The organism is Ruminococcus sp. YE282 (genome assembly GCA_900101355.1).
GTDB lineage: Bacteria > Bacillota > Clostridia > Oscillospirales > Acutalibacteraceae > Ruminococcoides > Ruminococcoides bromii_A.
This window is the reverse complement of the sequence record FMUV01000019.1, coordinates 25214-44511: the sequence shown is the minus strand read 5'-3', so window position 1 is coordinate 44511 and position 19298 is coordinate 25214. Positions and strand designations below refer to the sequence as shown.

The following is a 19298-nucleotide window of genomic DNA, read 5'->3' as shown; positions in this document are numbered from 1 at the left end:
ACGATGACAGCCTGCGCAAAATGTTGTATTTAGCGTCTCAAAAAATTGTCGAACGCTGGACACAAAGATGTCGAAACTGGGATGTAGTTTTAAGCCAGTTATCAATAATATTTGAGGCCAGAATACCTGCTTGATTTGCCCCTGAGAATAGAATTTCCTGTCTGCAAAATGTTATTCACGCTTTGGCATGCATAACATTCCGCAGACAGGAATGAAAAGTTGACACGGGGCAAATCAGAAAGCCTGATTGCAACCGCAATCCTGTATTCTGTTATTGCTTGAAGGATTATTATTTACACAAAATTTTATGGGTTGCCATAAAGAGCGTGTAAACAGGAAACATCTGCTTACACGCTTGTTTATAATCTCTTGTTCTTGTATTATAGGGAGCTTTTTATATGATTATGCCCATAGATGTTCCCCATTAAATTCATAGTGTTCTATTTTCCTGTTACAGTTTTGCATTTCTATATGAAGAAAGTTTATGCTTCCTCTATGCACAAGTAACAATCTATTGCTATTCCTTTTGCGCATTTCAACAACACGAAAAGAGTTTTTGCAATCCTAAATGGTTCATATCAGTTTTTTCCTTGAGTTATCAGGTCTTTAAAATTTTGCCATACCAACTTATTTATTTCTGGGCTCTCCAAAAAAGCACCTATTTGACTATATACTTCTTGTAATTTTGAAGGATTGTATTTTTGATTATTTACTTTTGTAAATGGTCCATCGCTTTCTATAAGAAGTCTATTTTGGGGAATGCTTTTTAAAATTTTCTTACCTTTTATTGATTGGAGCATACTTGTGTTTATAGAAAAATAGTATCCATATTCTATTAATTCTTTTAAGGTTTCCAAATTCCCAGAATACCAATGTAGAATAGTTTTTTTTACTTTGTGTTTTTTCAAAATATCGCAAACTGCTTTTTCTGCATTTTTTGAATGGACACTTAGAACCTGGTTCTCATTAATCGAAGAACAGATATAATCAAAGCACTGTAGCTGTTCTTCTCGCCTTTCTTTTAAATTTCCGGTAAAATCCAGTCCAACTTCGCCAATATATTTTGCTTCGCCTATTAAATGGTTAAATAATCGTTTATCAAATTTTTCAGATACAATGCTTTTTGGATTAAAACCTAATGCAAATTTTAAGTATTTTGTTTCCGAATAAATCCTTTTACAAGAATAGTAAACCCCAGGCGTGTTCGTTACACAAAGAGTGTATTGTCGATTTTGATTAATATACTCATACCAATACTTATGATCCCGATAAAAATCCAAGTGAAAATGAGTGTCTATCAAGTTCATTTTTATTCTCCAATTAAGCGTGCGTAGTCATTGTTTCTAATGAATAACTGTTTTAAGTCACATATTGTGCTTTTGTATAACCTTAAAAACCGTTCGATTTCTTCTGATGACAGTTTTCCTGTCATCGCTATTCTTCTTTTCAATTCGTTGTCAGTAGATTCATTAGCCGAAATAATTGAAGATAAAAGATCCTCTAAATCAGATCGTTTAGCTTCAGTTGAATTCTTAGTGATACTTGTTTCAAGAATATCTATTCCATAACTCTCATTCTCTAAGTCCAAATCTAACAAAGAGGATCTTCTAATTAGGCAAGGATAACAATAGCCACAATTTTTCGGAATAGAGTACCCTTCCCATCTACCATTACAAGGATGCGAACAAGAAATCGTTTTATGGTAGTTTTGACAAAAGCTGTGTATATCCTTGAATTGTTTAACCATTTCTCTTTTTGTACTATAAGCATAAGGATTAATAATTTGATGTTTAATACCTATTTTGCTCAATAACGAGTTAAACATCCTTAAAAAATGAGGGTGGGTCGTTCTTGTGCTACAGCTACCCAATCTGCCGGGTGTCATTGGTAAATTCAAACCTATAAAACCATTTTCAGGAATATATACAGGGATTTCATCTCCAACTATGCTGGCTAATGTTATGGCTGCACACAGAAACAGAAAAGACCTACTTCGGCTCGTATTTTCCGATTCAAGTTTTTCATCGTTGGGAAGGATTAATGATCTTGCTACCGCAGTAAACGATAGTAAATCGCAGAAGCACTCCGGATATTCATTATGAATGCTTTCAATTAATTCTTTTTGTAATCCTTTAAGTGGACCGTATTCTTGATACCCTACAAATAACGTTGGTTTATTCTCGCTAAGTAATTTATATGCTCCGCAAAAAGAATCTAATCCGCCCGAAAACAATGAAACAGCCTCTATTGAATTTAAGTAATCTGGTCTATGAGCCTCTCTTTTCCTTTGAGATTTATATTTTGAATCTGATTCACACGCCCTAAAATTAACATTCCATTCATCGCCGGACAAATAAGACAACATTTTATCGACATCATCTTTCACTGAACTCCAAGCATCAAGTTCTATCATAGGAATACTGATCTGTATTCTTCTTGTCCAAGCGTCTGGAAATACACTGCGAGGCACGCGTTTATCTACAGCGAATATAACTAGTGATAGAAGATAAAGGTCCTCATAAATAGGTTGTAGTTGTTTTACACCAAGTTTATACCACACCTCACGTATATTGGATGATAAATTACCTATGTATTTTATATCTATATTGATAGTACCTGCTTCCTCAAAATCATTGGACTTTGGAGATTCTTTTATTTTATTAACCCATATTTTTATTCTATCCATAGTAGTTCTCCAAAATATCAAACGCTTCTTCCATTGTCTGATTAATTATATCTTCATTTGGCAAATTTAAAGGGTCTATTGACTCAATCTTTTCCAAAGAAAGCTCACTCATCAATTTGTTATATATATAGTTCTGAATTTCTTCCATTCTCTTATTCGCTTCAATAATATTATTGCACTTATTCTTCAATTGTTTGTCAAACATTTGCGCAAATTTTTGAATAGCAAACTGACAAGTCAACTCTTTTATAAATACATTCATTTGTATGTTTGATAAGTCTTCTAAACTAACAACACCTATTTCTTCTAAAGCTACTGAAATACAAGCAATAGAGATATTGTCGTCAATTGTGCTTCCATCACTAAAAACATTGACAAGTTCAATTATTGCCTCTTCTGGAGGCAAATCAATGATATATGATAACTGGTAATCATTTAAAGCTTGTATTAATCCTTGACTTTTGCTTTGATTAACAAATGCTGAAAAACTAGAAAAAATAGCAGAAGCCCTATGAAATGATGTTTTATCATCATTCATTGCATGCGCATATTTCGAGGCAACCGTCTTTACGTTTGAAGTCGTGGGATTGCTAAGATATGTACTTAATCCTCTTTTTACAGAACTCCATTTTGGTGTTGTTGGAGATATATATCCTTTCGATGTACCCATTGCTTACCTCCTTGGTACTGCTTTTACTGGTAATGTATTTTTTCCTACAATCAAATTCTCATATTTTATATCAATAGTGTTATTATCTCTTAGATATTTAAGTAGATCTTGGATTTTTGTTGAATTAACATTATACATTTTCCATAACAATGGCGCTAAAGGTACGTTGAAAAAGCTTTTCTCTTTCGTCTTAATAATATCGCATATTTCGCTTTGATAATCTGTAAACTCAGCAAACAACAACGAAATCAAGTTAAATCTCACTTCACTATCCGTTTTGAATTTTCGTAAAACAGAGTTAATTATTCTTTCTTGAGAATCAGGACTCATTTCCTTTAATTCATTGATTAGGTTTTCTAATTGAGCAACTTTGGCATTTAAAATTGCAGCTAAAAAGCTTTTTTCTTTTTCATTAAACAAAGTAGTATTATCCTCATATATCGAAAGAGATTCACGAGAAAGATAATAATACTTTCGCAAATCAGTTTTATATAGCTCACAAGGCTCACTAATCAACCATCTAATTACTCTGGGTTTATCCCATTTTTTAAGATCATCTTCAAGTTCAGCTTCCGGATTATTAGCGTACTCTTCTAAATTTTTCAGTTGTAATATTTCTTTCCCTTTTGAGAGCTCATTCCATTCATTTATTTTTTTGAATAATTTGCTATCAATTATCTCAAGTGCTAAAAGCTTTGCAATAATAGAAACATCTAATTCATCTTCAAAATAAAGAGATGAGAGATTTTTTCTAACAAAAAAAGTATTTAAAAACCTTTTAGTCTGTCGAGGGTTCCCTTTTAACGAAGGAGATACAACGCTTCTTATTTTTTCAATAATGTGTGCTTCTTTTTTAAACTCATCTAAATCATCACAATAATTATTCATTGACTCCTTGGCAATAAAACCTTCGATTTGGCTGAAATCAATTGCCTTTTCTTTCAATAATAGTTTTTCTTCATATATAAAATCTATTATTTTTCTAAACTCATCCTCATAAATATGTAATTGGCATATCAATAGCAATAAGTAATTCTTAATATCTTTATGAGACAATTCCGGAATCTTGATGGGCAGTTGTATTATTTTTTCTATGTAGTCTGCAGATATTTCGTAACCATCTATCTCCCTATATTTCGTTTTAACTGCATACTCAATTATTCTTTGATCAACTGCTATAATAAAAGTAGTTTTTTTAACAGAAAGGAATAGCTTGATCGCTTCCAATGTATCAATAATCCTATCCGGTGTGCACCTATCTAAATCATCAATAATTACGGTAAGATTATCTATTGAACTAACATCTTCCAGCATCTGTTGAAATTCTTCTCGAAACTTTCTAATGTTTTCAATCTCTGAATCATCTTCAGGTGGCTTTATGTAATCCTCTTTAAATTTCGATATCTTTTCTACAACGCTTTCAGAATTTTCTAATGTCGCTGAAAGATTTAATGCGATCGGTAATGGGTTACCTGTCAGTATTCCAAGAGCATATGGTAATCCCTTTTTTACAGCATTCTTTCCTAATTTTATGAAGTCTATTCTTTTTATTAAGTGCTTTATTTTATCTCCGACTTTATCAGTAAACGTCCTATTCTCGTTTAATGCTTTTAACAATGACTCCATAAGCGCTATCTTTGCATCTTCATATCCCTCAAATTGCCACGCATTTAATGAAACACAAGCTATTTTTCCTTCTGTATCTGACTCTTCAAGTTTGTTATTTATTAAATTTAGCAAAGAGGATTTTCCTGCTCCCCAACTACCATATAGCCCTATAGTAAGTGGGGTTAATGCACTGTTTTTTGCAAACTTTACAACAGTATCTGCATACGGAGAGTAAAACAATAAATCAATTGACGAAGCATTATCTAACCACATAATATCACCCTAGAAAATAAGATATAATGATTATATCACATATTGTTTTCAAAATCCATATTTTGGGAATATTTCAAATGCTCTATTAACCAATTCTTTGCTGAAGATACAAATATCCTTTTTATTATAGAAAACAACAGCGATGTTGCTACTAAACATCGCTGTTAAAAATATAATTATTGGATTATTATTTCCGCAAAAACAACCTCTCTCGCTCGTTGGGCGGCATTATTCATCTTGCGTACCCATAGTATTTGATTGGTGGCTTTTAACTGTTCGGTGCAGCCTTCTTCTTTAGCAAAAGACTGTACAAGTTCATCGTACATCTTCTGCGCCTGTTCATCAATGTCGGCAAGGTATTCGTTCAGCTTGCATTTTGTGAGCAGGTTGGTGTACAGAATCGGGCGGCTTCGCTTGATATAGCGAAGGTGTTGTTGTCCCCACAAGCCGATTGGTCGGTTGTCCTGTTCAGGAAGAGTTAAATCCGGCAGCAAATAATCTCCTTGACGTGTATATGTAATCTCCATTGGACGTGTATATGTAATCTCCATTGTCAGACCTCCTTAATCTTGATTTTCTTGACTTTAGCTTTAGTGAACTTGATTATCAGTTCATCTACGATGTCGGTGTACTTACCTCGTGAGATGAGATCGTTTCTCAATTCAATCAGGCTGTTGATAACGGCTCTGCGTTCCTCTGCTGTGAGGTAAATATGATATTTAGTTTTCATAATTGAATCTCCGATTATATAACAAATTCAGCGGGCGTTCATCAATCAAAAATTCTACCATTTTTCTACCAAAATCATTTATCAAACAGATTTAGGCGTTGTTACTGATTTCCTTAAATTTTATGACAATCCGCAGTTTAAGGGCATTTAAGCAGAAAAGTGATTATATAAAAATACTCAAATTTGCTCCTGTTCCGCTTCAAGTCCTTCTGCCCCTGCCACATCGGTACTACGACATTGATACAATCGGTCGTAGTACCTTTTAATTTTTCTATATGAAAATGGCTACTATACAAGCCAAAAGCGGGTAAGGTGGGTGCAACGGCACTCTCTTTACCCGCTTGTTTTCTAACTTTTTAACGAATTAGGGTTCAAACTCAAAACGGAATTTGCACCCACCTGTTAAACAATTTAATTTTTCTATGAATAATTAAAAGGTTCAAAATAGGCATCTGAAAAGATATACAGCACAAACTTGATCAGGTCATTATAATCCAGCCCGAAGCACTTCTTTTCCTGATAAAGATAGCCGTAAAATATGATTTCTTTGGTCTCGGTAGCCTGCAGATACTTTTCATGCAGGGTATCGAGGGACATGGTTATCATATCAAGGTAGTAGTCAGGTTTTTTGAATAGCTTTTGGATCTCGATCATATCGCGGGCAGCACGAAATGTCATATCCCGCAGCGTCAGTCCGCGCTCGGCATAAATGATTCTGAGCATATCGTCAATATCCGAATTATCGAGCACAAGAAAGCTCTTGGGATATTGCACGGCAAAGCTGTCCTCCTGCAAAACGCTCACGCAAAAGCTGTGAAAGGTGCAGATGTAGCCGGTATCATTATCACCGGTCAGCAGATGAATACGATGACGCATTTCATCGGCAGCTTTGTTGGTAAAGGTAACGCACAAAATATTGCCGGGCAAGATACCGACCTCATTGACTAAGAACGCAAAGCGGTGGGTCAGCGCGCGTGTCTTGCCGGAACCCGCTCCCGCAATAACCCGGATATATCCTTCCGTTGCGGTTACAGCTTCTAACTGTGTTTGATTGAGGTTAACAAATGATTCTTTGAGTTTACTCCCATACCATTCAGATAGAGCCGAAAAATATATCTGACTGTATTAGCGGCTTCCTCGTCAATAATCAGATGGTTCCTGTTTTTCGGATCTTTTACATAACCAAACGGCGCGAAAGCTCCTACCCATAGTCCCTGTCTGCGCTTATTTGAAAGAGTAGCGCGGATGTTTTCCGACAAATCCTCAAGGTACCACTGGTCGGTGAGCGCAAAAATCTGGCGCGTTTTCCGATTGGCTATGTTCATGGTGTCGCCGTTATCTACCACCGAAATAAAACGAATGCCCCAAATTGGAAACAAGCCGTTTACATACTTTTCTATAAGCTCCATATCTCGGGCAAATCTCGACTGAGTTTTGCAGATTATTGTGTTGAAGCGTTTTTCCCGTGCGTCTGAAATCATTCGGTTGAATTCGGGACGTTCTCTGTCTGAGCCGCTGAAATCCTCATCTTTATAGATATCATATATTTCAAAGCTGTTTCTTTTACAATAATCGGTTAAGATATTTTGCTGATTAATTATGCTTTCGCTTTCGTCCTCCCTGCTCAGTTTATTTCTGTCCTCCTGTGAGAGCCGAACATATAAAGCGGCAATTTGTTTTTGCATAAGTCAGGCTATTTTGCGGTTGCTTATTATATAGTCTACAGCTTTATTTAAAAATTCCTTTTTTTCGCCTTCGCACCTGCTCTTAAAGATGCTGTTCACTTTTATTTTCATAACTGAATCACTCCTTGCTAATATTTATGAAATGAGGAACAAAAAATAACCTCCGCCGAATTTGGCAGAGGTTTGAATCATTTATTGCAAAGAGTCAGAAGCTCGTCGAGAAGCTTGTCCGCGGCGTCTGCTTTTGAGAGTAAGGGTAAATCGGTTACGCCTTCCTTTTTTATCAGTACAAGGTGATTTGTGTCTGTTCCGAAGCCCGAGCCTTCATCTCTGAGAGAATTAGCGGCAATCAAATCCGCGTTTTTCTTATTTAGCTTTGCGCGTGAATTTTCAAGCATGTTCTCGGTTTCCATTGAAAAGCCGCAGAGAATTTGACCGACACGCTTATGCTCGCCGAGCCACTTCAAAATATCGGTTGTACGCTTCATGGGAATAGCCATATCAGCGTCGCCGTCGGATTTTTTGATTTTCTCAACGGCAGTGCTGACGGGGGTATAGTCCGCAATAGCGGCGGTTTTTATGATTATATCCATGTCCGAATAGTTTGCGCTGACCGCTTCAAACATATCCTGCGCGCTCTGAACGCTAACAAGCTTAATAAACGGCGGAGGAGCAATACTGACGGGACCGCTGACAAGAGTTACCTCCGCTCCTCGAAGCATAGCCTGGCGCGCTACAGCGTATCCCATCTTTCCTGTGGAGTGATTTGTAATAAAGCGAACCGGGTCGATGCTCTCTCTGGTGGGGCCTGCAGTAACAAGCACCTTTTTACCTGTCAAATCCTTTTCCTTTGCGATTTCACGCAGGATGTAATCGAGAAGCACCTGTTCCGAAGGCATTTTGCCCGTTCCCGTGTATCCGCAGGCGAGGTAGCCGTTATCGGGCGGAATAACCGTTACGCCGTATTTTTCAAGCGTTCTAATATTGTCCTGCACCACCTGATTTGTGAACATATTTACGTTCATTGCAGGTGAAACGATTACGGGGCATTTCATCACCAGATATGTTGTGCTGAGCATATCGTCGGCAATTCCGTGAGCCATCTTCGCTATAATATTTGCCGAAGCCGGGGCTATTAGCATTACGTCAGCCTTGTCCGCAATTGAAACGTGTGCAACGTTAAAAATGAAATTGCGGTCAAAGGTATCGATCATGCACTTGTTTTTGGTGAGTGTTTCAAACGCAATGGGATTGATAAAATTGGCGGCGTTTTTTGTCATTATCACATGTACATCCGCGTGCAGCTTCACAAGACTGCTTGCGAGATTTGCTATTTTATACGCCGCAATGCTTCCCGTTACGCCGAGAACCACTGTTTTTCCTTTTAACATATCCGCACCTTTACATATCGCACAGCTTGCCGTGCTTTTCGTATCTTGTAGTTTTGGTAATTTGGTTGTTGTCGTCCACAAAAACAACCTTTGGAGCGTGGTCTGCCGCTTCCTCAGGGGTCATTTGAGCGTAGCACATAATAATAATCTTATCATCCACGCTGACCTGACGGGCTGCAGCACCGTTAAGACAAATCAGTCCGCTGCCGCGCTGTCCGGCAATTACATAGGTTGAAAAGCGGCTGCCGTTGTTTACGTCAACGATCTGAACCTGCTCATACTCAATTATCCCTGCTGCTTCCATAAGCTCTTCATCAATTGTTATGCTGCCAACATAGCTCAGTTCAGCCTGTTTTACGGTAGCGCGGTGGATTTTTCCCTTTAATAATGTAATGTTCATTGTTCTCCCTTATTCCGCGATAAAGTTATCAATCAGTCGGGTTTTGCCGATGTATACTGCTATAGCAATAAGCACAGGACAGTCGATTTGGTGGTGGATTTCGATTGAATCCCACTTTACCATTTCAACATAGTCAATCTTTGCCAGAGGCTCCGATTCTATTAACTGAGTCATTGCGGCAAGCACCTTATCGCCGTCGCGCTCTCCGTCCTTTATCATTTTTTCGCCTAAGAATATCGCTTTGCTGAGCACAAGGGCCGCCTTGCGTTCCTCAGCAGAAAGATAGGTGTTTCGTGAGCTTTTTGCAAGTCCGTCCGCTTCACGGATGATAGGACAGCCTACTACCTCTAGATTCATATTAAGGTTGCGAACCATTCTTCTGATTACCGCGAGCTGCTGCGCGTCCTTCTGTCCGAAATACGCCTTGTCCGGTGTTACTATATTAAAGAGCTTGTTTACTACGGTGCAGACGCCTCTGAAATGAGTAGGGCGGCTTTTTCCGCACAGCTCCTTTGTAACACCTGTCATATCTACAAATGTGGTAAAATCGTCGCCGTACATTTCGTCGGGCTCGGGATGGAATACCATTGCCGCTCCCGTGCTCTCGCAGAGCGCGCAATCCGCTTCGAGGTCACGCGGATAGGTTTCCAGATCCTCGTTGGGCGCAAACTGAATTGGATTGACAAATACGCTTACTACAACCTTGTCGTTTTCGGCAACTGCTCTTTTTACAAGGCTTTGATGTCCTTCGTGAAGATAGCCCATGGTGGGAACAAGACCTACGCTTAGTCCCTGCTTTTTCCATTCGCGCACCTGATCCTTTACTTCCTTAACGGTTCTTGCTAAAATCATCGTCTGCTCCCCCTTATTTCAGCTTTTCGATTATTTCATCGTCGATAGCATAGCAGTGCTCCTGTGACGGAAAAGCTCCGCTTTGCACTTCGCTGATGTATTGTTCAAACGCCGCCTTCATTACTTCGCCGACGTTGGAGAATTTCTTTACAAATTTCGGAGTGAAGTCTGAATACATTCCGAGCATGTCCTGATATACGAGAACCTGTCCGTCGCACTCTGCTCCGGCGCCGATTCCGATTGTGGGAATTGTCAGCTTTTTTGTGATGAGCGCCGCAAGCTTTGCGGGAACACCCTCGATTACTACGCAGAACGCGCCTGCCTCTTCAACCGCGAGCGCGTCGGCAATCAGTTTCTTTGCTGCAGTTTCGGTTTTGCCCTGTACCTTATGGCCGCCGAATGCGTTTACCGACTGAGGAGTAAGTCCGATATGTGCAACTACTGGGATTCCCGCAGCAACGATTGCTTTTATCTGCTCCTTTACCTCAACGCCGCCCTCGAGCTTAACCGCGTTTGCTCTGGCTTCTTTCATCAGTCTGCCCGCGTTTACAACAGCGTCATACACGCTTGTCTGGTAAGACATAAATGGCATATCTACAACAACCATTGCTTTTTTCGCTCCTCGCGCTACAGCCGCTCCGTGATGGATCATATCCTCCATGGTAACGGAAACGGTATCCTCGTAGCCGAGCATTACGTTTCCGAGCGAATCGCCTACGAGAATCATGTTTACGCCTGCCTCGTCAATAAGACGCGCGGTTGAATAATCGTAAGCGGTGAGCATGGTTATTTTTTTGTTTTCATTTTTTGCCTGCTGTAATGTTAAAACTGTGTTCTTCAATTTAAATTCTCCTTTACACACATATTTCACATTCTTGCATATTTCTTCTGTTTTTTAGGTATGACTTCGTTTGAATGTCATCCTTTCCAATTAATCCATCGCCTTGCCGTAAACGGAAATGGGACGGGTAATGAAAAATGTTCTTTTCCAGCGTTTATTATACCATAAAAAAGTTCAATTTACAAGGGTGATGTGTTCAGGAAAGTTCAATGTTTCACTAATTGTTCAACCGCCCTGAATTAGTCAAATTTCGGGCGGTTAGTAACAAGTTAGTATCACGTTAGTATCACATCAAAGTTTCTTTACCCAGTCAAGCGCAATCCAACCTGCACCTGATTTCAGTTTGCCCCAACCTTTGGTTGAACCGGTGCCTTTCTTTTCATCTACAATGGTATAGACACCACCGCCTGTGATGCACCCGGTCACCTTGTAATTTGTACCTGCGCCCTTCCGGATGTTCAGCGCATCGGCTGTAACTCTGACCAAATACGGCTTGAAGGCTGTTGATGTGGGCTTTGCCGGGGTCGTTGTCGCTGTTGTGGTAGATGTACCAAGCAACTTGTTGACCTTGGAAGCAATGTCACCCATTTTGCCATACAGATAATCACCGGGGCAAGATTTGTTTGCATAGTCCCTATGAACGGTCATGTTACAACCGTTCAGATGGTTCATGCGTTCATTCTTGTTGGTTGACCATTTCAGCTTTTTAATACCGTTGCGCTTGCAGATGTCAGCAACCAATTTAATCAAGGCATTATATGCTTTGTCATTCACCCTGTAAGGGTCATAGGTGTCTGATGCAACTTCAATGGTGATTGCTCTGTTATCATTGACAGATGAAGAAGAACACCAAGACCTGTTCTTTTCCTCAACGTACAGACCAATTCTGCCATCATAGCCGACACCATAATTGGAAGATGCTTGACGGTTGGCATCTGCAAAGATATTTCCCAAAGTTTCAGCCGAACACTGACCCACTACACAATGAATGGTGATGGTATCAATCACATGGTTTCTTGTTCCGCTGTGGTTCGGAGAAAGGTGTTTGTGGTTCACCAGTTTGCTGTTTGTGTATGCCATTATTCTTCATCCCCCTTATTGTTTGAAAGGTTTTCAAAAGTTGCTTCTGTGACTTCTTCACCGTCAGGAATGACGATGTTTTCATCTTTATTCGTCATCACAATCACCTTCTTCATCTTCATATTCATCATCGTCATAGATGATTTCAGGGTTAGTTTGAGGCTTGATGTTGGTTGACTTTGCATCCACCATACCTTCACCGATGATGTAGGCAATAGCGGTTGCACCTGTCATGATGACACCGGTCACCTTGGTGACATCACTTTCACCTACACCAAAAGCGAAAAGCAAAGCGGTTACAAAGGCAATCATTGCCGCCCAAAACTTTCTGCTTGTCAGCTTTCTTTTCCAGTCAATCTTCATTGTTGTCATCCTTTCCAAATACGGTTTTGTTCAAAACTTTGACCTGCTGTTCCAGTCGAATCAACCGGTCTGAATGGTCTTTCAAGTCATTCTTGACATCTTTGACATCAGCCTTGATTTCGTTGATGCCTGTACCGATGCTTTCAAGTTTGACAATGACGGTTGTCAGTTGTGCTGAATCTGACTTTGCATCCTGTTTGTTGTTTCGTTTGAGATTTGACACGCCTGAATAGATAGCAAATCCAAGCGAAATTGCCGAAATGACCAACGCAATTTCAATAGTCATCTTCACCACCACTTTCTGCAAAAATTGAAGCGTTCTGAAAGGCTCTAAAATGCCCCCAGAACGCTTTTTGTTGTCGGTGTGAAATTACACCATCTTGTGATAAAAATGCAGTGTGGGGCTTATTCGTCAGCCAAATCACCGCAATCAAGGTCAATCAAAACCTGCTTGACCTGCTCTTTGATTCTTGCAGGTACTTCCGCAAAGGTTTTCTTGCCCTTGATGATAAGGGTTGCATAAACAACTGCCATATTTGCCACATCCTTTCTGAATAAAATTTTTAATATCAGCCAAAGCATCAATCATCACCAACCCAACCATGTTCGGTCAGGATTTCAATGACTTCCTGCTTCAGGTTGTCGGGAACATCGGAAAGTTTCTTTCTGCCCTTCATAATCAGGTCGGCATATACTTTTGCCATGATTTAACCCCCAATCATTTCATAAACGTCACACAAAGCAAGCTGTGTGCCCGTCAACTGTTCTTCCAGTGTGACGTTCTTTTCATCAATCAGTTTGATGTATTCATCTTTGGTGTACTGAATCAGATGGTATTCAAATTCAGTTCTTTCACCGTCATCATCGGAAATGGTGTTTTCCTTGATGTCCGTTGCAAGCCAAACAGAATAGTCATCAACAACTTTTTCTTCCGGCTTGACGGTGCTTTTCACAATGCCATGGTCAATCATTGTTGTCATCCTTTCCTTTTGATGTTTGTAATGTAATAGGCGTTTGCATATTGTTTCATAAGGTGTTACCAATACAGTTCAATTATTTTGATGTTTTACCGTGTGGTCGGGCAAGCAAAATCACTTTCGTTTCTCAATAGATAATTAAGTGCATTTAGTAAGCGACTGCCGATATTGTAATTCCGATTACTGGGAGTATTGCTACAATTCCAATAGAAACTGCCTGCATTATCACTGTTATTCCAATTACTGCCTAATTGAGCAATTAAAAATTGATTTTTTCTTGACCATGCAGAAAATTTTTATTTTCAGCGTTGCTTGCCCATATATCCGTTCAATTATTTTTTAGTTATTCAGCACCGGAAGGTACATACAGCAAGCGACCGCCGACAGCGAAATCCCGATAACCGGGAGTACCGTTACAAACCCAATAGAAACCGCCTGCATTATCACCGCCATTCCAACCACCGCCCAACCGAGCAATGCGGTATCCGTTCAGGTTAGGTGTGCACCAGTAATAATCACCAACAGGGACAGAGTTGTTTCCTGCTGTTTCGGAAGGCATGAACAACCAGTCAAATTCTTCATCACCATAACCAAATGCAGACACATAACCGCCTGCATTGGAAATGGTGAAGCCTGTGGGCTTATAATTTCCATCGTGCTTGCTTTCGTTAAAACTGAAATCATCGGCAATATACACCTGACCTGCGCCCATGTGACCATCACCCCAAAGGTTGATGCCGTTGGTATGCTTCCAGATGTTGCCCCAAGGATTTTCAACACCTCTGTAACTGATAGACAGTTTGCCGCTTGTTGTGTTGACAGTTTCCGTTCCGGCTGATTCAGCAATGGTTTCTGTTGCTTGTCCTGTTCCATTGCCAAGGTTTGCTGTTGAACCAGTTAAAGATGAAGCATTGCTTGCACCTGACTGACTAACAACACCCTGACCAATAGCCGCCTGTGTGTTGAACCTTCCCAGTTCAATAATCATCAAAAGTTGGTTTGCACTTTCAGCCTTGATGGTGTTCAGATGCCAGCCGGAACCAATGTTGTTTGCCATTGTTTCAAACTGCACTTTGTTTCCAACACCGCCAAGTTTACCGCTGATGGGCTTCTTTCCGGCAACAGAACAAAGAAGGTCACCTGCACCATAAGAAACCGATGTGTCAACACTGTCATTGACATAGGCTTCTTCTGATACATCATACATACTGCCTTCATAAGCTGAAAGAAGAACATAATCAACCGGGTTGCCCTGTTCATCGTAGAAAAGCGGATGCCGCTTGAATCCGAAAACAGGCTTGCTACTCACATAGTAGTTTGCCTTTCTCAAATGATAACCAATGTTTGACTGCGTGTTCTTTTCCAGTTCAAGGGGAACAACCTTGTAATAAAATGCCGGTTGATAGACCATCACCTGACCATTGGTGCCATCCTCTGTGTAACCTTCGTCACCATAGTAAGCATTGATGGTTCCATCAGCGGCAACATTGCACCGCCTTCTTCCACCAAACATGGGGAAGGAATCAAAGTCTGCACCTGCGTTCAGACCATAAGCACCTGCAAGGCGTTTGAACACCTTGTTTTTGAAATCCGCTTGCAGACCAACAATGTGTTCATCGTCATAGCCTAAATAGGCTTTGATGTCCTCAACGCCGGTCAGAATTTCATCAGCGTTTTCCAGTCTAACATCAAGTGCATTGATGTTGTTTTCGGCTCTGTCGTTTTCGTTGGTGATGTGGGAATCAATTTGTTCCGCTGTCTGCACCGTTTCAGTCAGTACAGTATGCTTTTCTGTTGCCGTTGTCAGCACATCTGAAAGGTCTGACTTCATATTTTCCGCATCTGATGTTGCAGATTGAAGTTCTGACTTTACACTGTTTGCCGCTGAAATAACAGTTTCAAGGTTTGAACCTGCCCTTTGTGCATTGGAAATTTGCTGTTGCAAGTTCCATTCAGCAGTGCTCGCCTGTGAAACAACACCGTCAAGGTCTGCTTTCTTGGTTTCTGATGTTCCTATTGAAGCATCAAGGTTTGTTTTCGCCGTTTCAGCGTTGGTGGTTGCGGTTTCAGCGTTCCTTGTGACTGCCTGCAAAGCGGCATTAGCATTGTAAGCACCTGAAATGGAAGAAACCAGTGTGCTGTTTTTGCTTTCCGCATCGGCAACAACCGCTTGCAGGTCCCTTTTTGCTGTTTCAACTGATTCCAACGATGAAACAATGACTTCCTTTGCTTCCGTGACCTGTTCAACAAGACCATCAAATTCATCAACTGTGTTGTCGATGTCCTGTTTATCCTGTTTGATTTCATCTTTGATAGCCTGATAACTATTGTTGTCATCATTGACCGCTTCCAAAGCGTTTATGATGGAACCCCTGACTTCTTCACCGTACACTGCCCTTCTGATTTTTTCGGTATATTGCGAAATGTCAGCCATTTTCATCACCTTCCTGTTTGTTTATTTCTTGTTCAATTTTCTTTGAATAGTTCAAAACTTCTAATGTCAACTGACCTCTGACATCAGAAAGAACGGAAGAAAGAACAAGGTCAGCCAGTTCAACAGGCAACCCAATACGGTTGATAACTGTCATAACCTCTGCCTTTGCTTCCTGAACCATCACTGATAAAGGTTTATTCATTTTCTTCCACTTCCCGTTCAGTGTTACTTGAATCAGAACCATTACTTGAACCTGATGCAGTTTCTATATTGCATACCGCTTCTTTGCCCGGTTCTTTATCTTCGATTTGTTTAATTCGCATTAAATCACCTTTAACTCCAATATCCAACGATAAGTCCGTTTGAAACTCTTAAATTTGATTTAGAAATACTCCAACTAATGCCACCGCTACTGTTTTCAGATATTTCACATTTGGTTACAATGGGGATTGTACCTGTATATCCTTTATAATTTGTACCACTGTAATTTACATTAACACCTGACAAATAAACATCATGCAATGTGTAATTATGACCGTAAAAATCACAACCAAGGTGCATACCATATTCAGAATAAATGGAATTTGCCCTTGAAAAACACATCATGGTGGTATAGGTTGAAGCACTTGCAGAGGCTTTTTGCAAAAAGCCCATATATTTTCCCTGATAGTCCAAATCAAAGACAAGCCCCTTGTGTGTGTTGTTGTCAGCCCATTGATTGGTTTCAATGTTACCAACGTGATAGCCGTCACGATAGAATTGATGACCTGCATCATCCATTACACACCGCAGTTTTTGACTTGCAGTAAGTGCAGAATCATAGATTTTTATTGCACCACTTTCAAACTGAATATATTTACTTATGTTGTTCCAAGCAAATTGAATATCAGTTGCCGATGCTCTGATTTTAGTTGACCATTCGGAAGTATTGAACTTTTTATTGACCTCTGCTTCAATCGCATCAGTGGTCACCTTGATTTGTGCTGAGGTGGAATAATTCTGCAACTGTTCATCAGTGTAGGCAACCGCATCTTGTTGTGCAGAAAGAAGAACAGAATCAGCGGTATTTGTGATGATGGTCTGTGTTTCAACCGCCGTCCAGTATGATTTCAAACTGTTATCTGTATAACCGTTTGATGCGCTTTCTGCTTCGGCTTGCGCATCGGTGATTTTCTTTTCAACAGATGACCTATAATTCACATCAAGTTTATCAGCCGAAACAGAACCACCAACAATTCTTTCACCAACAATCTGACCATCCATTGTGATTGCTGTTGTGTACTGCCCATTATAGCCGGTGTTTGAATAACCCAAGCCATTCAAATTCCACCGCCAAACTTTGGTTGCAGTTTCCACATCATCAGTGTCCATTATCAACTGTTCTTCCGCTGTTGTGACCACATGACCGTGTGTTGCCGCCGTTATCAATGCGGTTGCGTTGTCAATCGCTTCCTGAAGAATAAGCCTTTCAGAAGGAACCGCATTGATGCGTTCCATCACATCTTTATTGGTGCCGATGCTTGATGATGTGAAGGTCGTGTCTTGCCCCTCACTACCCAAGGTGACGGAATCACTTTCAGGCTTCATCAATTTCAACTTCAATTCCGTAACAGGGAAATAACGGTCAAGGGCGTGTGGTGATGATTTCACCCTGATTCTATCAAGCAGTTTAATTCTTTCAATTTCAACATCTACCTTGTGAAGGTCAACCGCTGAAAGTTTCAGAATCATATTTTCATACTGCACATTGGTCAGATAGTCCCTGCCTTTTCTCAACAAGTTTCTTGGAACATTAACATCATCAAAAATGACTGTTCTGTAAATCCAACCATAGTTGTCAACAGCTTCTTGACTGTAAATAAAATCTGAACCATCGTTGACCGATTTAATGGTTAGGCGTTCATCAAGTGCCTGAATGGTGGAAGTTTCCAATTTGCCACCAAGCGGAATAACCGCTGTTGCAATGTCTGTTGCATCGGTGTTGGTTGAAAAATCAAGCAGATTTTTTCCAAATTCAATGACCTGTTCATTCGTATTTGGAAAGTCTGCAAGATAGTCAATATATTTGACACCTTCCACTTTTCTGATTATGATGTGACCGCCCAGTTTCTTCAGCAACTTTTCTTTGATACATTCCAAGGTGTTTTCATAATTGGTGTATCTGTAAAGGGAATCATTGCTGTCCGTAACAGTTACCTGACCAACCTGAAAATGTTTATTTTCTTCAACCTGTGCATTATGCACTTCAATCAGGGTTGTCAAAAATCCTCTGACGGTCAAATTGTGGTATTCTGCCGGGCGTTGAACTGAATCAGTTAAAAAATCAAGTTCACCTTTGGCAATGAACTTTTTATTTTTATAAAAATCTGAACCTTCTTCTGTAATTCTTCCACAAAAGATTTCAGCACCATCAAGCAAAACCATTATTTCAGATTTCAGTTTTTTAATGCTGTCATAATGCGGATGTTTCGGGGAAATCTTGAAATTGAACTGCCCTGAATCATTATCTTTCAATGAAATTTCAGGGTCAATCAATACAAATTCATCATCCTGACTAAGGTCAAGCAAGGGCAATCCATCACAATATACCTGATACATTACAATGAACCACCCTTCCAAGTTATTTCAATATTGTCATCGGCTGATGCGTTGATATGTGCTATGTTTTCACCCTCAACCATTTTGACAGTATTCAAAGTTGTTGTTCCGGGTGGAACATTGACAGTGACACCATTCAAAGTGAAAACAAGGGCAACACTACAAGTGACTGTCGGTGTTGCAGGCTTCCTTGTATTTATCAAGGTAACATCCTGACCACCTACAGCCCCACCGATAACATGAAAGGTGTTTTTTCTGATAATGCCATCAATGAAACAAAAATCATCCCATTCCCAAGGCTGATAGATTGCATTGCGCTCCATCTTCCAAGGTGAAGCATCAACATCAATGACAATGGTTGCAGTTCGTTTCTTTGATTTCAGGCTGTTGACCGTGCATCTACCTTCATAGTAATAATGCTTGTCCCAGTCCATCATTACTTTCAGCCGCCGTCCGTGCAGATAATTGGTAACCTGTGACAAACGTGTCGCCCATCCGTTGAAGTGGTCAATAACCGTAAATGTGAATTGAAGTTTGCGGTTGCTATACTTAACTTCATCAGTCAAAACGTCCGTCAAGTCAAGTTCGCCATCAGCACCCGGCACTTCAACCGTTTTTGTCTTTGCTCTCGGAAGGGAAACAGACTTGGATGAAAGAATCAATCCAAAGTCTGTATATGAATTTTTAGTTCCAAATGTCACTGTGTCCAT

The 19298-nt window shown here is 40.0% G+C and carries 23 protein-coding genes and 1 pseudogene; 1 reads left to right on the top strand and 23 read right to left on the bottom strand.

All coding sequences use genetic code 11. The annotated features are described in order from the left end of the window. Window positions 1-134, top strand: a pseudogene (locus BLP46_RS13550) (IS256 family transposase); the annotation flags it as partial. A 444-nt stretch (window positions 135-578) separates the two neighbouring features. Here BLP46_RS13550 and BLP46_RS07635 read toward each other — a convergent pair. The 23 genes from BLP46_RS07635 to BLP46_RS07535 all read right to left on the bottom strand — a co-directional run bounded on the left by BLP46_RS07635 (window position 579) and on the right by BLP46_RS07535 (window position 19298). Beyond that, the gene (locus tag BLP46_RS07635; protein WP_092977845.1) at window positions 579-1307 is read right to left on the bottom strand and encodes a TatD family hydrolase; all 729 of its coding nucleotides are present in this window, start codon (window positions 1305-1307) and stop codon (window positions 579-581) included. 2 nt (window positions 1308-1309) lie between these two features. Next, a complete protein-coding gene (qatC, locus tag BLP46_RS07630) occupies window positions 1310-2686 on the bottom strand; it encodes a Qat anti-phage system QueC-like protein QatC (RefSeq protein WP_092977843.1) in 1377 nt (458 codons plus the stop codon). Continuing rightward, on the bottom strand, window positions 2679-3356 hold the full coding sequence (locus BLP46_RS07625) for a Qat anti-phage system associated protein QatB (protein WP_092977841.1): 678 nt from the start codon (window positions 3354-3356) through the stop codon (window positions 2679-2681). The genes qatC and BLP46_RS07625 overlap by 8 nt, the downstream gene beginning before the upstream one ends. Before the next feature lie 3 nt (window positions 3357-3359). Then, window positions 3360-5237, bottom strand: a complete 1878-nt coding sequence (locus BLP46_RS07620; protein ID WP_092977839.1) for a KAP family P-loop NTPase fold protein — start codon at window positions 5235-5237, stop codon at window positions 3360-3362. A gap of 176 nt (window positions 5238-5413) precedes the next feature. Continuing rightward, window positions 5414-5788, bottom strand: coding sequence for a TnpV protein (locus BLP46_RS07615; RefSeq protein WP_092977837.1), 375 nt, complete (start codon window positions 5786-5788; stop codon window positions 5414-5416). Between the two features lie 2 nt (window positions 5789-5790). Then, a complete protein-coding gene (locus BLP46_RS07610; RefSeq protein ID WP_353961306.1) occupies window positions 5791-5967 on the bottom strand; it encodes a hypothetical protein in 177 nt (58 codons plus the stop codon). Window positions 5968-6387: 420 nt separating this feature from the next. Continuing rightward, the gene (locus BLP46_RS07605) at window positions 6388-6969 is read right to left on the bottom strand and encodes a UvrD-helicase domain-containing protein (RefSeq protein WP_502685989.1); all 582 of its coding nucleotides are present in this window, start codon (window positions 6967-6969) and stop codon (window positions 6388-6390) included. Window positions 6970-7004: 35 nt separating this feature from the next. Then, a complete protein-coding gene (locus BLP46_RS07600; RefSeq protein WP_092977833.1) occupies window positions 7005-7652 on the bottom strand; it encodes a recombinase family protein in 648 nt (215 codons plus the stop codon). A gap of 188 nt (window positions 7653-7840) precedes the next feature. Further along, a complete protein-coding gene (gene coaBC / locus BLP46_RS07595) occupies window positions 7841-9043 on the bottom strand; it encodes a bifunctional phosphopantothenoylcysteine decarboxylase/phosphopantothenate--cysteine ligase CoaBC (protein ID WP_092977831.1) in 1203 nt (400 codons plus the stop codon). 10 nt (window positions 9044-9053) lie between these two features. Continuing rightward, window positions 9054-9443 carry an aspartate 1-decarboxylase gene (gene panD / locus BLP46_RS07590; protein WP_092977829.1) on the bottom strand — a complete coding sequence of 130 codons (390 nt, stop codon included), beginning with the start codon at window positions 9441-9443 and terminating at the stop codon, window positions 9054-9056. A 9-nt stretch (window positions 9444-9452) separates the two neighbouring features. Then, window positions 9453-10295: a pantoate--beta-alanine ligase gene (panC, locus tag BLP46_RS07585; RefSeq protein WP_092977827.1), complete on the bottom strand. Its 843-nt coding sequence runs from the start codon at window positions 10293-10295 to the stop codon at window positions 9453-9455. A 13-nt stretch (window positions 10296-10308) separates the two neighbouring features. Then, window positions 10309-11136 (bottom strand): 3-methyl-2-oxobutanoate hydroxymethyltransferase, encoded by an 828-nt coding sequence (panB, locus tag BLP46_RS07580; RefSeq protein ID WP_092977825.1) that lies wholly within the window; start codon window positions 11134-11136, stop codon window positions 10309-10311. Between the two features lie 291 nt (window positions 11137-11427). Next, window positions 11428-12216, bottom strand: coding sequence for an N-acetylmuramoyl-L-alanine amidase (locus tag BLP46_RS07575; RefSeq protein WP_092977823.1), 789 nt, complete (start codon window positions 12214-12216; stop codon window positions 11428-11430). Window positions 12217-12303: 87 nt separating this feature from the next. Further along, the gene (locus BLP46_RS07570; RefSeq protein ID WP_318259529.1) at window positions 12304-12579 is read right to left on the bottom strand and encodes a hypothetical protein; all 276 of its coding nucleotides are present in this window, start codon (window positions 12577-12579) and stop codon (window positions 12304-12306) included. Continuing rightward, window positions 12569-12865 carry a hypothetical protein gene (locus BLP46_RS07565; protein ID WP_092977821.1) on the bottom strand — a complete coding sequence of 99 codons (297 nt, stop codon included), beginning with the start codon at window positions 12863-12865 and terminating at the stop codon, window positions 12569-12571. Before BLP46_RS07565 ends, BLP46_RS07570 begins: the two co-directional genes overlap by 11 nt. A 119-nt stretch (window positions 12866-12984) precedes the next feature. Next, window positions 12985-13113, bottom strand: coding sequence for a CD1375 family protein (locus BLP46_RS13330; RefSeq protein WP_353961305.1), 129 nt, complete (start codon window positions 13111-13113; stop codon window positions 12985-12987). Window positions 13114-13160: 47 nt separating this feature from the next. Further along, window positions 13161-13283: a CD1375 family protein gene (locus BLP46_RS13325; RefSeq protein WP_318259527.1), complete on the bottom strand. Its 123-nt coding sequence runs from the start codon at window positions 13281-13283 to the stop codon at window positions 13161-13163. Window positions 13284-13286: 3 nt separating this feature from the next. Continuing rightward, on the bottom strand, window positions 13287-13550 hold the full coding sequence (locus BLP46_RS07555; protein WP_092977817.1) for a hypothetical protein: 264 nt from the start codon (window positions 13548-13550) through the stop codon (window positions 13287-13289). Window positions 13551-13899: 349 nt separating this feature from the next. Then, window positions 13900-15990, bottom strand: a complete 2091-nt coding sequence (locus BLP46_RS07550) for a hypothetical protein (RefSeq protein WP_092977815.1) — start codon at window positions 15988-15990, stop codon at window positions 13900-13902. Further along, the gene (locus tag BLP46_RS07545; protein ID WP_092977813.1) at window positions 15983-16192 is read right to left on the bottom strand and encodes a hypothetical protein; all 210 of its coding nucleotides are present in this window, start codon (window positions 16190-16192) and stop codon (window positions 15983-15985) included. Before BLP46_RS07545 ends, BLP46_RS07550 begins: the two co-directional genes overlap by 8 nt. After that, entirely contained in the window at window positions 16185-16340 is a 156-nt protein-coding gene (locus BLP46_RS13060) for a hypothetical protein (RefSeq protein WP_167669216.1), read from the bottom strand. The genes BLP46_RS07545 and BLP46_RS13060 overlap by 8 nt, the downstream gene beginning before the upstream one ends. Next, entirely contained in the window at window positions 16324-18588 is a 2265-nt protein-coding gene (locus BLP46_RS07540; RefSeq protein ID WP_092977811.1) for a phage tail spike protein, read from the bottom strand. Before BLP46_RS07540 ends, BLP46_RS13060 begins: the two co-directional genes overlap by 17 nt. Beyond that, window positions 18588-19298 (bottom strand): hypothetical protein, encoded by a 711-nt coding sequence (locus BLP46_RS07535; RefSeq protein ID WP_092977809.1) that lies wholly within the window; start codon window positions 19296-19298, stop codon window positions 18588-18590. Before BLP46_RS07535 ends, BLP46_RS07540 begins: the two co-directional genes overlap by 1 nt.

Excerpts from the sequence above, each read along its gene's own strand:
- BLP46_RS07545 (WP_092977813.1), bottom strand. The coding sequence starts at position 16,192 with ATGAATAAACCTTTATCAGTGATGGTTCAGGAAGCAAAGGCAGAGGTT.
- coaBC (WP_092977831.1), bottom strand. The coding sequence starts at position 9,043 with ATGTTAAAAGGAAAAACAGTGGTTCTCGGCGTAACGGGAAGCATTGCG.
- BLP46_RS07540 (WP_092977811.1), bottom strand. The coding sequence starts at position 18,588 with ATGTATCAGGTATATTGTGATGGATTGCCCTTGCTTGACCTTAGTCAG.
- BLP46_RS07615 (WP_092977837.1), bottom strand. The coding sequence starts at position 5,788 with ATGGAGATTACATATACACGTCCAATGGAGATTACATATACACGTCAA.
- BLP46_RS07535 (WP_092977809.1), bottom strand. The coding sequence starts at position 19,298 with ATGGACACAGTGACATTTGGAACTAAAAATTCATATACAGACTTTGGA.
- BLP46_RS07620 (WP_092977839.1), bottom strand. The coding sequence starts at position 5,237 with ATGTGGTTAGATAATGCTTCGTCAATTGATTTATTGTTTTACTCTCCG.
- BLP46_RS07565 (WP_092977821.1), bottom strand. The coding sequence starts at position 12,865 with ATGACTATTGAAATTGCGTTGGTCATTTCGGCAATTTCGCTTGGATTT.
- BLP46_RS07600 (WP_092977833.1), bottom strand. The coding sequence starts at position 7,652 with ATGCAAAAACAAATTGCCGCTTTATATGTTCGGCTCTCACAGGAGGAC.
- BLP46_RS07625 (WP_092977841.1), bottom strand. The coding sequence starts at position 3,356 with ATGGGTACATCGAAAGGATATATATCTCCAACAACACCAAAATGGAGT.
- qatC (WP_092977843.1), bottom strand. The coding sequence starts at position 2,686 with ATGGATAGAATAAAAATATGGGTTAATAAAATAAAAGAATCTCCAAAG.
- BLP46_RS07635 (WP_092977845.1), bottom strand. The coding sequence starts at position 1,307 with ATGAACTTGATAGACACTCATTTTCACTTGGATTTTTATCGGGATCAT.
- BLP46_RS13325 (WP_318259527.1), bottom strand. The coding sequence starts at position 13,283 with ATGGCAAAAGTATATGCCGACCTGATTATGAAGGGCAGAAAGAAACTT.
- BLP46_RS07550 (WP_092977815.1), bottom strand. The coding sequence starts at position 15,990 with ATGGCTGACATTTCGCAATATACCGAAAAAATCAGAAGGGCAGTGTAC.
- BLP46_RS07555 (WP_092977817.1), bottom strand. The coding sequence starts at position 13,550 with ATGATTGACCATGGCATTGTGAAAAGCACCGTCAAGCCGGAAGAAAAA.
- BLP46_RS07570 (WP_318259529.1), bottom strand. The coding sequence starts at position 12,579 with ATGAAGATTGACTGGAAAAGAAAGCTGACAAGCAGAAAGTTTTGGGCG.
- BLP46_RS13330 (WP_353961305.1), bottom strand. The coding sequence starts at position 13,113 with ATGGCAGTTGTTTATGCAACCCTTATCATCAAGGGCAAGAAAACCTTT.
- panC (WP_092977827.1), bottom strand. The coding sequence starts at position 10,295 with ATGATTTTAGCAAGAACCGTTAAGGAAGTAAAGGATCAGGTGCGCGAA.
- panD (WP_092977829.1), bottom strand. The coding sequence starts at position 9,443 with ATGAACATTACATTATTAAAGGGAAAAATCCACCGCGCTACCGTAAAA.
- BLP46_RS07575 (WP_092977823.1), bottom strand. The coding sequence starts at position 12,216 with ATGGCATACACAAACAGCAAACTGGTGAACCACAAACACCTTTCTCCG.
- BLP46_RS07610 (WP_353961306.1), bottom strand. The coding sequence starts at position 5,967 with ATGAAAACTAAATATCATATTTACCTCACAGCAGAGGAACGCAGAGCC.